The 12,260-nt window shown below is 57.8% G+C and carries 13 protein-coding genes and 5 pseudogenes; 1 reads left to right on the forward strand and 17 read right to left on the reverse strand.

Annotated features, from left to right (window positions below):
• The 13 genes and pseudogenes from J6525_RS44540 to J6525_RS44600 all read right to left on the reverse strand — a co-directional run.
• On the reverse strand, positions 1-212 hold a 212-nt coding region (locus J6525_RS44540; RefSeq protein WP_225644121.1), incomplete at its 3' end, for a hypothetical protein.
• Between the two features lie 284 nt (positions 213-496).
• A pseudogene (locus tag J6525_RS44545) lies at positions 497-1,690 on the reverse strand (DegT/DnrJ/EryC1/StrS family aminotransferase).
• Positions 1,686-1,964: a DUF6129 family protein gene (locus J6525_RS44550; protein ID WP_225649387.1), complete on the reverse strand. Its 279-nt coding sequence runs from the start codon at positions 1,962-1,964 to the stop codon at positions 1,686-1,688. Before J6525_RS44550 ends, J6525_RS44545 begins: the two are co-directional and overlap by 5 nt.
• 34 nt (positions 1,965-1,998) lie before the next feature.
• Entirely contained in the window at positions 1,999-2,358 is a 360-nt protein-coding gene (locus J6525_RS44555) for a DUF3024 domain-containing protein (protein ID WP_225649388.1), read from the reverse strand.
• 13 nt (positions 2,359-2,371) lie between these two features.
• Positions 2,372-2,610: pseudogene (locus J6525_RS44560) on the reverse strand (nitrogen fixation protein NifZ).
• Positions 2,603-2,926 (reverse strand): nitrogen fixation protein NifZ, encoded by a 324-nt coding sequence (locus J6525_RS44565; RefSeq protein ID WP_057018208.1) that lies wholly within the window; start codon positions 2,924-2,926, stop codon positions 2,603-2,605. The pseudogene J6525_RS44560 and the gene J6525_RS44565 overlap by 8 nt, the downstream one beginning before the upstream one ends.
• Positions 2,919-3,302, reverse strand: coding sequence for a hypothetical protein (locus tag J6525_RS44570; RefSeq protein WP_225649389.1), 384 nt, complete (start codon positions 3,300-3,302; stop codon positions 2,919-2,921). The genes J6525_RS44565 and J6525_RS44570 overlap by 8 nt, the downstream gene beginning before the upstream one ends.
• Before the next feature lie 158 nt (positions 3,303-3,460).
• A complete protein-coding gene (locus J6525_RS44575) occupies positions 3,461-3,685 on the reverse strand; it encodes a 4Fe-4S binding protein (protein WP_225649390.1) in 225 nt (74 codons plus the stop codon).
• Between the two features lie 9 nt (positions 3,686-3,694).
• Entirely contained in the window at positions 3,695-5,254 is a 1,560-nt protein-coding gene (gene nifB, locus J6525_RS44580; RefSeq protein WP_225649391.1) for a nitrogenase cofactor biosynthesis protein NifB, read from the reverse strand.
• Positions 5,255-5,588: 334 nt separating this feature from the next.
• The gene (locus tag J6525_RS44585) at positions 5,589-6,452 is read right to left on the reverse strand and encodes an SIR2 family NAD-dependent protein deacylase (RefSeq protein WP_225649392.1); all 864 of its coding nucleotides are present in this window, start codon (positions 6,450-6,452) and stop codon (positions 5,589-5,591) included.
• Complete coding sequence (gene nifT, locus J6525_RS44590) at positions 6,449-6,673, reverse strand: putative nitrogen fixation protein NifT (protein WP_069277625.1); 225 nt, start codon at positions 6,671-6,673, stop codon at positions 6,449-6,451. Before nifT ends, J6525_RS44585 begins: the two co-directional genes overlap by 4 nt.
• On the reverse strand, positions 6,670-7,863 hold the full coding sequence (gene nifS / locus J6525_RS44595) for a cysteine desulfurase NifS (protein ID WP_225649393.1): 1,194 nt from the start codon (positions 7,861-7,863) through the stop codon (positions 6,670-6,672). The genes nifT and nifS overlap by 4 nt, the downstream gene beginning before the upstream one ends.
• Positions 7,864-8,178: 315 nt before the next feature.
• Positions 8,179-8,499 carry a HesB/IscA family protein gene (locus J6525_RS44600; RefSeq protein ID WP_225649394.1) on the reverse strand — a complete coding sequence of 107 codons (321 nt, stop codon included), beginning with the start codon at positions 8,497-8,499 and terminating at the stop codon, positions 8,179-8,181.
• A gap of 273 nt (positions 8,500-8,772) precedes the next feature.
• Between J6525_RS44600 and J6525_RS44605 the strand changes: the two genes are divergently transcribed.
• Positions 8,773-9,363, forward strand: coding sequence for a hypothetical protein (locus J6525_RS44605; RefSeq protein ID WP_225649395.1), 591 nt, complete (start codon positions 8,773-8,775; stop codon positions 9,361-9,363).
• Between the two features lie 7 nt (positions 9,364-9,370).
• Here the strand turns inward: J6525_RS44605 and J6525_RS44610 are convergent.
• From J6525_RS44610 to J6525_RS44625, 4 genes and pseudogenes are all read right to left on the reverse strand, one after another.
• Positions 9,371-9,765: pseudogene (locus J6525_RS44610) on the reverse strand (Rieske (2Fe-2S) protein).
• Positions 9,766-10,429: 664 nt separating this feature from the next.
• A complete protein-coding gene (locus J6525_RS44615; RefSeq protein WP_225649396.1) occupies positions 10,430-11,272 on the reverse strand; it encodes a host specificity protein in 843 nt (280 codons plus the stop codon).
• A 368-nt stretch (positions 11,273-11,640) separates the two neighbouring features.
• A pseudogene (locus J6525_RS44620) lies at positions 11,641-11,940 on the reverse strand (transposase); the annotation flags it as partial.
• A 164-nt stretch (positions 11,941-12,104) separates the two neighbouring features.
• Positions 12,105-12,260 (reverse strand): annotated as a pseudogene (locus tag J6525_RS44625) (ISNCY family transposase); the annotation flags it as partial.

A 12,260-nucleotide genomic window follows, 5' to 3' on the forward strand; every position in this document is an offset into this window, starting at 1 on the left:
AAGCGCTCATTCAGGATGTTCCAGTCGATCAGCGCTGCCAACCGCACCAGCGGATGACCCATGTCGATGATCTGATCAAGCGCCGGAAGCAACAGGTCTTTCTGGCGATCATCCCGCGGCTTGCTCATCGCATTCCCCAATGTCGACGACGCCGTCAGGGAATCACGAATCACCCAAAAGCAAAACCTAAAACGCAAGAAAGCGAGGTCCAATACCCCGCTTTCCTGCGAAATCGAATACTACATCAAGACCAATTCTGCTTATTTCTCAGGTCAATCCGCATTCTTCACGGACGACTAGCTCGGTTTCCAGCAGCTTCGCGCGTGGCCTCGAGCCGTGGATTCCAGACCGCGCCCTCGCTACCTTCGAGCAGGTCTTCTTCGTGCTCACGGGCCCGCCCTTGGTCGTTCGACCTTGCTCATCTGGCGCGATGAAGCACAACTACGATCATCGCTATTCAAATGCTCGTCTTTCCGTGTGGTGGATGATTCGCATCTCAGTAGATCGCTGCACCCGCGCCCACGTTGATCGACGCATCTTTCATGGTCTCGACAATAAACTCGATCTTGTCGTTCGAAAGATGAGTGTGAAACGGCAGTGCCAGGACGCGATCGGCGATCTTTTCCGTAACCAGCAAATCGCCACGGCGATAGCCGAGGTCGAAATAATGGCGTTGCAAGTGCAGAGGATGGCTATAGGCGACGGATTCAATTTGGGCGGCGCGCAGATCCTCGACGATAGCGTCGCGGCCGGATCGCGTGAAGCGCGTTCCCAGATGGACGAGATAGAGCAACCAGTTGACCTCGGTCACATGAGGGCCTACGTAAGGCGGCTTAATACCTTAAAATGATTGCATATGCGCGCTGTAGAGCTGCTCCACCAGTCGACGACGCTCCAGGATTTCATCGAGACGCTGGAGCTGCGCCAGCCCCAAGGCTGCCGTGAGATCGCTCATGCCGGCCTGGTACGGTGCTGTGGCGCCGACGATCACGGAAGAGCGCTCGTCCAGGCGGTGGGCGCGATAGCGGCGCACGCCAACCGCAAGGTCGATATCGTCCGTTACCACCATTGTGCCTTCGCCGCAGCTTAGGGCCAGGGGTTGGGCAAAGTCGAAAACCGCCAGATCGCCAAACCGGCCGACGAGTTCGCCCTTGTACCGCGATCCGATTGCTTCGGTGGAATCCTCCAAAAGTGCCAGATGATGGCGCTGCGCGATCACACGCAGTTCTGACCACGGCGCGGGATGGCCGTTGGGATTACCGGCGACAATCGCCCGCGTGTTGGCCGTGATGCGCTCTTCGGCTTTCTCTGGGAGCAATGTTCCCGACCAATAGTCGATGTCGGCAAATACCGCCCGCGCGCCTGCAAGACCGATCGCATGGACCGTCTCGCGAAAGGAATACGGCGAGGCAATGACCTCCTGTCCTGGCCCGACGCCGAGTGCCTTGAGCGCCAGCAGCAGCCCGATGGTGCCGCTCGATACTGCTACCGCATATTTGCGGCCAAGATAGACGGCAAACGCCTGCTCGAACGCCTCGGTGATCCGCCCATTGGAGATCTGCGGCGAGCACAGAAGCGCTTCCACGGCGGAGAGCTCGGCGAAGCTGATATCGGGATCGGACAGTGGAATGAAGGATGTATTTGCCTCCTTCCCGTCCGGGCCATCAAGCCGATGCTCTGCCAGTTCAATTCCGTTCACCTACAGTATTCCTCTTCGCTAACACGATAGCGGTCGCCCGCTTCGGATCGGCTGTAATCTGCACGCAGTGATCCGACCCGTCGAGCAAATGCAGATCGAAACTAGGAAATTGCCGAAACGGCTGATCCGTCACATCCGACGCGTCGCAGCGAACGCATGCAAGCTGCGGAAAGCGGCGCCGCAGCTCGACGAAGGGACCCGTGTCGGCATCATCGACCGCAAGCAGTCGCTCGATTTCGATCAGTTCCTCCGCAGTGAGCGCCATCGTGACTTCTCCATGATTCGTCAACGGCAATTCGTCACTGCCAGAACAAGCGCTCGGGATCCGCGTTCAAGTCGTCGATTGCTGAACTCAGGCGGTGGTAAAGGCTGTAAAACTCCCAGATTCCTTGCGCGTGGTTCTTGCAAAACACTTTCCAGATCCCGCTCACGGCATCATAAAGAATCAGCGCGACATCAATGAGGCCGCCATCCTTGTCGATATTGCGCGAGCAGCATGGACTCTCGACCAGATAGCCGCCCTTCACCGGCGTCACGTTCGGCGAGACATAGAGATATCGATTGCGCGAGCTCAAACCGCGCTCGATCCGCTTGCGATCCAGCTCGTTCGGGTGAGGGACCAGCCCGGTCTTTACCTTCCTCATCAGCCCGGCATTCATCGCGAAAGCCCCCTCAAAGCGCGGTGATTTCCTCTTCAAGACAGCCAATGAGCCGCCGCTCGCCAAAATCGACAGTATAGATCGGACGTCCGCTTCCGTATGGATAGCGACCCTTACGATCTCGCCGGTTGCTCCGGCGCTCAGCACGAGACCCTCGGGCTCGGTATCGGGAAAAGAGCCGTCGTTGATGAGGTCAACTGCAGCTTTGACGCGCTGGCCCCGCCGATACTTCGGAAAGCGAACCTCAGTCATACACAGTCTCTTCCGGCAATGGCAGATCATCGATCTCCTCGCATGCGTCCACCGACTCAAGCTCCTTGCGCTTCATGCCAACGCGGCAGCCGCTTTCGAGGAACTCGACGCCGTAGATGTAGAATTGCTGCAAGAACGTGCCGATCGAAACGACGTAACCGACATCTCCCTTCTTGACCAAAATCTCGCCGATCTCCTTGCCGCGATATGTACCATCGTTGCGGATAGTGCGATTGGCGCGGACCTTTTCGCTAAAACTGAAGACCGGCGGCCCACTGAGCTCGACGACGTCGCTATCGCGAACGATTTTATTCATGCACCACTCCCTCGTGGACACGCAGGGACGCCGCCATACCGGCGCATGCGAGGTCCCGCATCAATTCGTCCTTATCTCCATCTGCCGGTTCACCCGCGGCAATGCAGCGCGCCACTGCATGGTAGACGTGTGGGCCAGGGGCACGCTGTGGAGCAGTTAGCGGCCCCGGCAACAGGCGCTGTATGTTCTCGACCCGCACAGGGGCGTCTAGGTCGTTCGCTGTGGCTAGCGGCCGCTCATTGGACACACCGCGTGCCACGATGTGGCGGAACTCGAGCTCCTCGTCGCTCATCAATTGGCCGAGCTGCTGCGGCGCGATGCGGTGCGCCACGGCGCGACTAAGCTCATAGGTATGGTCAGCCAGCATCAGCGTCACTCGGTTGCATCAAATGGAGTTCCAGCTCGACTGGCAAGGCTGCGATGGCCCTCGTTTCGCCGCCGCAGAAACAGGGCATGGCCTTGCGCCGCGTTCCCGGGTACAGTTTCGTCCACATCATCAAGCGGCGGCGGGAATCCGTTCATGGAGCTCACCCTTCAGGCTGGCGCGTGGTGGCGCGGCCAGGACGTGTCAATGACGCAGGTATTGTCGACCGGACAGGCAGCAACACATTGCGGCTCGTCGAAATAGCCAACGCATTCGGTGCATTTTGCCGGCTCAATGACGAAGATCCCAGCCTTCTCCGAGATTGCAGCGTTCGGGCACAATGGCTCGCAGGCTGAGCAGCTCGTACACTGCGAGGCGATGATCTTGAATGGCACACAACCTCCTCACGCCGCAGAGTTCAGGGCTCCCTGTCGAATCGAAGCATCGCCGCGCTTCACGTGCTGGATCTCACCGCTTTTCACCTGGTCGAGATAGGACCGGAACCAGGCGATCGCCGACTTCTCGATGAACTCATGCGCGTATTGATCGACCGGCTCGATTCCAGCCTTGATCAGATTGCCTTTCGGGCCGCCGCCGATCTTGGCCACGAACACCGCATGGCAGTCATTGATGCCCTGGATGATGGTGGACAGCCTATCCTGCTCCCCATAACCGCCCTGGCAGTAGACGTCCACACGGCGGTGGCCGACGAATTTTGTGCCGGAAGTGGAAAGTTCGTAGATTTGGAATTCCTTTGCATGTCCAAAGTGCTCGTTGATTATCCCCGAGCCTTTGGTTGCGACTGCCACCAGAAGCGAGATCTCACTCGTCTCCCCAGCCAATTTCCCGAGCTCCTCGTTGTTGGCCTTGCCTTTGGCGGCACGCTCATCCTCTACCCGGTCGCGATAAGCCTGGCGCACGTCGAGGTCATATTCGACGTCCATCTTCATGACTTTGTCAGTGGTAAACTCCGCGCTGCGATCCTCTCCGAGCAGACCCACAGCATCTGCCCGGCACTGACGGCAGTGGCGCATCATGTTTATCTCCCCTTCACAAGCATCCTGCAGCGCCCTCAATTCCAGCGCTGTCGGCCCGCGTTGACCGTTGAGGCCAAATACTGTTCCGTACTCGGGTGCGGAGATCAGCGGCATGATATTGTGAAGGAAGGCGCCCCGCGACTTCACCGCCTTGTTGACTTCGACCAGGTGATGATCGTTGATATGCGGGATCATCACAGAGTTGACCTTGCACAGGATTCCCCGTTCGCTGAGCATCTCCAGGCCTTGCAGCTGACGATTAGTGAGTATCCTTGCCGCGTCGATGCCGGTGTGGCGCCTGTGGTCGAAGAAGATCCATGGATAGATCTTGACGCCGATTTCGGGATCGATCGTGTTGATGGTGATCGTGACATGGTCAATCTTTGACTCGGCGATGATGTCGACATAATCGGGCAGGCCCAACCCATTGGTTGATAGACACAGCTTAATGTCCGGAGCCGCTTTGGCGACGAGTTCGAACGTCTTGAACGTCTTCTCTGGATTGGCCAACGGGTCGCCCGGACCGGCGATGCCAAGCACGGTCATCTGGGGAATGGTGGCTGCAACCGCAAGCACTTTCTTGACCGCCTGCTCAGGCGTGAGCTTCTCGCTCGCCACGCCCGGACGCGATTCGTTGGCGCAGTCGTATTTGCGGTTGCAGTAATTGCACTGGATGTTGCAGGCTGGCGCCACGGCGACGTGCATGCGGGCGTAGTGATGATGCGCCTCTTCGCTGTAGCAGGGATGGTCCTTCACTCTTTCCCAGATCTCGGTCGGCAGATCGCCTTGTCCCGCCTGCGAGCCGCAACTCGCTTGGCCAATGTTGGACGAGGTGCGGCAGCCCTTATGCTCGGCGGCGGTCTGCACCATCTTTCCGGCATCTACCGCAGCTTCGGCATATTTCCCGCGTCCAACGACCGCGTTCATTTTCCATTTCTCCTGCGGGCAATCATCGCTTCCCGGAACCAGCCCCGAGAGCCTCAAGAAGAGCAGTAGCAACTCGCATGCCATGGCGGAGACGATCACATTGCAGCTTACGCCAACGAGTTGGCGGGAGTATCAACGCCCAGGCATGCAGGACCAGCAATGATGCGGGTGTAGGAAGCGAGACAAGTACGTCGTGCTTTTGACGCAGAGCTCTACGGCTGTTGCATTCACGCACCACGCTCGCGCGCCCCGGCGCCATCTCTGTTGGCCTTGATGCGATGTGGCCTCTCACAACAGGCCAATGCGAACTGGGGGATCCGGCTTCGCAACGCTGCTAATGGGTGAGCAGTATCTCGACCGCGCGAGGCAGTCCAATCGCAAGCGGCATCAGGCCTTGCTCGCGCAGAAAACGGAGCTCATTGCGTGAGATCGCATCCAGATCGACGATCGCATAGTGGGTGTTGGCCGATCGCTTGATGACTTGCCGGGCGTAGCTACGCAACAGTTGATCGTTAAAGCGACAACCGACGAAGAGAAAGCTCTGTCCGATCCGCCTTTCCTTGACGATGTCCGGAATCGGTGTCTGGATGTCGATTTCGGTCAGTACCTCGACATAGTCGGCGTCGGAAATCAGGAAGTTATTCGCCGGCTGCACGCCGCCGTGCGGCTTGTATAATACCGTCGTCCAGCTGTCCGCCGCGACACTGTCGACCTCGTGGCCAACCGCGTCATAAAAGCGATACCAGCGATTCTCACCAATGCCGACGCGGCTGATACCCTGCACTTCGCCCCATCCATCGCGCTTATCCAGCGCCGCGCGCATCGCCCCATCATACCATGTGTCGACTATGATGGGCAGCGACAGAGACGCAAGATGATCGTGCAACCCGGTCGGCTCGACTGACCGAGCGAAGGCCTGCGCCATCAATGCCGTCACGGTGGAGCGATGTTTGCTGATCTCGATGTGCTGTGCCGCGGCCCATGCATTGCCCTTCGCCCGCCGCGGCAGCGCAACCTTGCTGGCGAAGAACTCAGATAACGCCTCAGGTGTCGTCGGCATATCGGATCTGGACAGTTCGGCGAGGCCAGGGCCAAGATAGGGAACAACGCTCGCGGCCCTCAGCCCGGCAGCGACGTCCGCGAGAATGGCCTTGGCATCGGTCCCGTTGACGAAATCGATCTGTGCGGTCGCCTTCACGGATCGTCACCGTTCTCGCCCCGCTTTTTGGCGTTGATTGTCACCGGCAGGCGTGTATCGCTCGCCATCTCCGGCAAATCGAGCACCCAGCCATTGGCTATTTTGATCCAGCCGCCCCATAGCGTCTCGTGCTCCGATTCCACGATCGGCTCTTCGAGATCCTTTTTCGGCACATAGATCGACAGGCCCGCGTCCGGAGAGCGGCGGATCATGATCTTCACGACTTCACCCCCCTCGACTGCGGCGCATGGTTGGTCAGGCCGGCAGATTCCCGCAAATTGGCGCGCAGGCGAGCCACAATGTCGGAAAGTGCGCACACGACGTCATCGACTTCGGCAACGGACGTTTCACGCGACAGGGAAAAGCGCACCGCGCCGCGCATGCTCCGCTCCGGTACCTGCATAGCGCGCAGAACATGCGATGGTTCCATTGAGCCGGAGTTGCAAGCTGATCCCATCGACACGGCAATGCCCGCGCGATTGAGATGATGGACGATCGCCTCGCCGTCGAGATCATCGAAAGCGATCTTAGCCGTGTTCGTTAGCCGGTTGCTGACATCGCCGAGCACCGCGCACTCGCCAGTATGTAGAATCCCCTGCTCCAGGCGGTCTCGTAACGCACCAATGCGAACTCGTTCCAGCTCGAGCCGATCCAGCGCCAGTTCCGCCGCTTTTCCAAGACCGACGATGCCGGGAATATTCTCAGTTCCGCCGCGGCGCCGACGTTCCTGTGATCCGCCCCAGATCAGCGGCCGGAATTTTGTCCCTTTGCGCAGATAGAGAGCACCGATCCCTTTTGGACCATGTAGTTTATGGGCTGAAAGCGACAGCATGTCGATCGCACTGTCCTTTAGGTCGACACGTATCTTTCCGATGGCCTGGACCGCATCTGTGTGAAACAGGGCGCCTGCCTCACGGGTCAATCCGGCCAGAAACTCCACCGGAAAAATCGTACCGGTCTCGTTGTTGGCCCACATGATCGAGGCGACCGCCGTACGGGGCCCGAGCGCGCAGCGAAACGCCTCGATGTCGAGCCGGCCACGGGAATCTACCGGTACGATATGCGTCTTGACTCCTCGCGTCGCCAACTGCTCGACCAGCGAAAGGACGGCGGAGTGCTCAACCGATGTAGTGACGATCTCGTCGCGGTCTTCCTGGATCGCAAGCGCCGAGAGGATGGCGGCATTATTCGCCTCGGTCCCACCGGAGGTAAAAACGATCTCATGATCGTGGGCGTTGCCCAACAGATCCTGCAGGCTACGGCGCGCCTGCTTCAGCGCGACTGCGACCTCGTCGCCAAATGTATGGCTCGATGACGCATTGCCGAATTGCTCGGTGAAGAATGGCAACATGGCTTGCACAACGGACGGATCGGTCCGCGTCGTCGCGTTGTTGTCGAGATAAATCGGCACTTGATCCTCGCTTAATCTCACGCCTTGGCTACGGCAGCTACCGGGATCAAGCGGACGAATTCGCGGAGCCTATTGACAAGCCACGCCTGAATGTCGTCAAGCGCCTCCCTCGAAAGCTTGCAGAACGCGCAGGCACCAAGGCTGACCACGATCCTGCTGTGATCGATCCGGTTCAGTCGACTATCGCCACCTCGTCGCGGAATGGGTCGGGTCTCTTCGATTACGCCCCGAATCGGTAGTTCTCGTCAGCTCGTGGCGGCCGGTAATTTTCTCAGTTGCTCCGATTCGGTCGGCATGCTTGACGTCTCTTTCTTGTTAGCTGAACGATTTTCCGCACGAGCAGCTCGAAGTGGCGTTCGGGTTATGAAAGGTGAAGCCTGGGCTCTCCAGCGCCATCACGAAATCGATGGTTGTGCCGACCAGATGCTCATTGCTCTTGTTGTCGACAAACACCCTCAGGCCGCTGCACTCGATCACTTTCTCGTCGGGCTTCGGTTGATCGGCCAGACCCATCATGTATTTGAACCCGTTGCAGCCGCCTGCCTCGACCATAATGCGCAGGCCGCTTGCTGGCTGCGTCGATGATGAAATCGCGCTCTTGACCGCATTCACCGCGCTATCCGTCAGGTTGATCATGGCTTATCCTTCATCTGCTTCGGACCACTTGCTTATGGCAAGTCGTGTGCCAACGTGCAGAGGATTGATGATGTTTGCTTTTTCGGATCGTGCCTGTTGGCTTTGGCACTCGCGTCGAATTTCCGACAAGGCTGCTTGAGGCGGCCTGAGCCCATTTACGCCTTTTTCTTCCAAGCTACGTCGAAGACTGCTGTGCGTGGACGGCAAGCAATTTGCAGTGCGTCTCGCACCGGCCAAGGCGTCGGTGAAACGCTTAGATCGAGGACGATTTTAATGACTACAATCGAGAACACCGCGCTCGGCAGACTTGAGAGGGAGGGCCGCCTGCTCAATGCCGTATTCAAAGGCGGGACCATAAAGCCTGGCCGGTTCGGCTTTCGCGGCGACATCGCACTGAAATTCCAGACCCAGGTCGCGGACGAGAAACGGCCGCCGGACTATTCGATCGAGCAGGTTTTGACGATTGCGCAGAGCGGAGAACGGGTCATTCCGGTGCTGGCCGGCTATCTGCATTCATTCGCGTATCTGGCCGACGTTGCGGGCGTGCTGGACGGCGCGTTAAGCCCAGACGGCAGCTACTTCATGTTCTGCAACAACATAGACCTGCTCGCGAAATACCGAGTCAAGCTTGGTGACGTTATCTTTCACGTCCTGCCGTGCGATGAATCCACGGTTTGGAAGGAGATGATGGACCTGGTCGGGGTCAACAAGGATGACATCAAGAAACTCGATTCAGGTGGCAAGCTCGATTACCTGCTCGACGCGGCAAAGGATCTCGATCTGTCCGATGACGAGATCTCGTACGAAGATGGACTTAAGAGGATGGCCCCTGTGAAAAACCGCAACGAAAACCGGCCCGTCTGAACAAGCTTCATTCGTTGCGGGAAGCATCGTCTTCGACAAGACTCACGCCGACGGCGCAGATATCTCCATCCAGGACTATCAACGCGATCGGCGTGAGCGTTCCACCCTTACAAGGACCTTCGACGCATTGGCCGGTGCCGAGCTCGAAGGTCGATCCGTGCTTGCCGCACATCAGTCGAACGCCGTATGGATTGAGGAATTCGTTCCGCTCCCAGTCCAGATTGACGCCGTTGTGCGGGCATTTATTGACATAGCCAAGCACGCTCCTCCCCATCGGATCACAACGATGGACCACGGCCGTCGATTACCCTCATCATCTATGACCATAAGATGGAATCCCATGGCTCGGCAGCTTGGAATATCTTTAAAGCCGCAAATCGCGTAGACGGCATCTGGCTGCATTCGCTGCTCGCTTAATGTTAGACGTCTTTTACTGTCGCTGTGCAATCAACCATGCAGTGCAAGATCCTTCTTGACACGGTTCTACGGGTCAAGGCCAATCCACGCGAACATTAGGCTTTGCGCTGCGACATCACTACGCGGCACAGCCTTCGCCACCGTTCTGGAACTACTTGCCGGCCCATCAAACGCACTGTCGCTCGCAGAACATCAATGCCTTCCGACAGCACCGAATAAGCCAGATTGCGCACGTGAATGCCACGACAAGTGATCTTGGCATACTTTTGAATGAGTGAAGCGTCTGGATTTTGGTGTTTATGCCAAGACACGCTGATGCGATTGGGGGCAGGATTGCAACCGCGAAACCACACTTAGCCGTCGCCGGTGGTATTCGAGTTGTTCCGGCTCAAACTTCACGGTTGCGACCGCCAAGCATGTTGCAACAACTTACGATCGCAGCTCGCGGGTGCCCGCTCCTTTCGGTCCACCGGCCGGGGTATCTAGGTCCTGCCGATTCGGCGAAGCACAACGCTAGGCTACTTCCGGCAAGGACCGCAAGCCCGAGATCCAGACGAGAGGGAGCGCGAGCGAGCATGCGCTCCCTTCTGGAGGTTAAGACTTTTGCGCTAGCAATGAGGAAGGACCAGTCATTTTCGAGCCAGTCTCGTCATTCCGAATCGTCTTGCGCCAGACCCATTCTTTCCATGGCGCGCTCCAAATAGAACGCAGGATCATCGTCGGAGGATACCGTCTCGAAATTGCCGACATCATTACCATCAGAATTGGAAAGATACTTTGTAGGCTTGTCCGTTCGCTGCCACTGATCGTTCTCGTTCTTCGTCCACACCTCGGGATGCTCGTGAGGATCAAGCACCCAGTAATTGCGGCCGAAGTGGACAAAACCCATTTCCGCCAGACGTGGTTCCATGCCTTCTACGGCAGCACGTGACAAGACCAGCGGATATTTGCCGTCCATTCGCAACTGATGCTCCAGCAAAATATCCCCAGCATTCTCGACCAGCGGATGAGTAACGCGGAGATCTACCACGGACGTGACGTCGCTACGCCCAAACTGCCGCAGAAAACGTTCTCCTTTGATCGTGGCGGGGCCACCTGCCCTTAGAAGCCCGACACTTTCGTCACCCAGTTGATAGCTGTAGAATTTTGCCTGTTTGTTCGGATCATCGTAAGTGCTGGCATAGCTTCCAGCAACCGTTGCCGCGCGCTCGGCTTTCTCGGATACGAAATCCGAGTACTCTTCTGGGTTACTTGCGATTTGCATGATGTCGCTACCCAAATATCTTTTTACTCCATCCATGAAGGAAGATCGGTCAGTAATCTCGAAGATCGGAGGACTGGAAGTGAGAGTGTATCGCGTCATTGATGAGGACTCACCCGGATCCATACCCGCCACCGCCTCCGAAAAGCGGGAGCTGTCTCCCGCCTCTTCCCATTCGGCCTGGCTACCGCTTGCCGACTGATCGGACGCACCAACGATTCTGCCATACATCAGCTTCGCTCTCCTATCGGCAAAATTGCATGTTGTTGAGCTCGTGCCGCGCAAGCTCTGCGGGTGAGGATATCCAGACCAGCTGACCACAACCTGACGCACAGGCAAGGCGCCTGTCCGAAACTTTCACGCGAACGCTAAGCCATCAGCAGCGCATTGCGATTCGACGATATGTTTTCTCCTGTTGAGGAACTGCACTCCTATTGCGCTAGACTGGTCGCGCCTGAGCTGGCTCTCTGCGTCCTGCAGGTCTGATCCGACCGCTAGCACCGTTCCTAGCAAGGGATATTGTCAGCCACCAACGGCCGAGGCTTTGGCCGTGATCACGTCGGTTCGGAGCTAGAGACTAAAGCTAGAGCGCGCTGTTTTTACACGGAAGCATAGCCTGAGTTTTTGAGATAGTTGGCGCACTCTTGTGCAGAAAAGAGGTCGAGGAGTTCGCCGACCTTGCGCCAGGTTGCCTCGACATCGCGCGGTTCTGCGGCTCGCATCAGATGTTTGAGCTTGGCGAAGACCTGTTCGATCGGATTGAGATCGGGACTGTAGGGCGGCAGGAAGAGCAGGTGCGCTCCGGTGGCGCGGATCGCATTGCGAGCGGACTTGCCCTTGTGACTGCCAAGATTGTCGAGGATGACGATCTCGCCTTTTGCCAGAGTTGGGGCCATGTCGCGCGGCGATCAGGATGGAAGACGTATTGCCTCACATATCGATGCTCCCGAGTGCGATGGGTTGCCTCATTTATTTTGCTCCCGGCTTGGGTTGAGGAGGAGGCCGGGTGCGGAGATGGCCGGGGTTTCGGAGCGCCCGGCCTCCTCCGCTGGCACCTGGCATATCATTGGGGTGTTGTGACCTCATACTCCGGAAGCGTTTCCTCCGTAGGAACGAACAGTAACGCGTTCGCTTGCTCGCTGCGCCAGGATTTAAGTCGACGTTGAAGCGTTCGAAGAAGCTTGTTCGGATAGGCTCCAGGATATTCCACCTGCAACCG

It is taken from the genome of Bradyrhizobium australafricanum (assembly GCF_020329495.1).
Lineage (GTDB): Bacteria > Pseudomonadota > Alphaproteobacteria > Rhizobiales > Xanthobacteraceae > Bradyrhizobium > Bradyrhizobium australafricanum.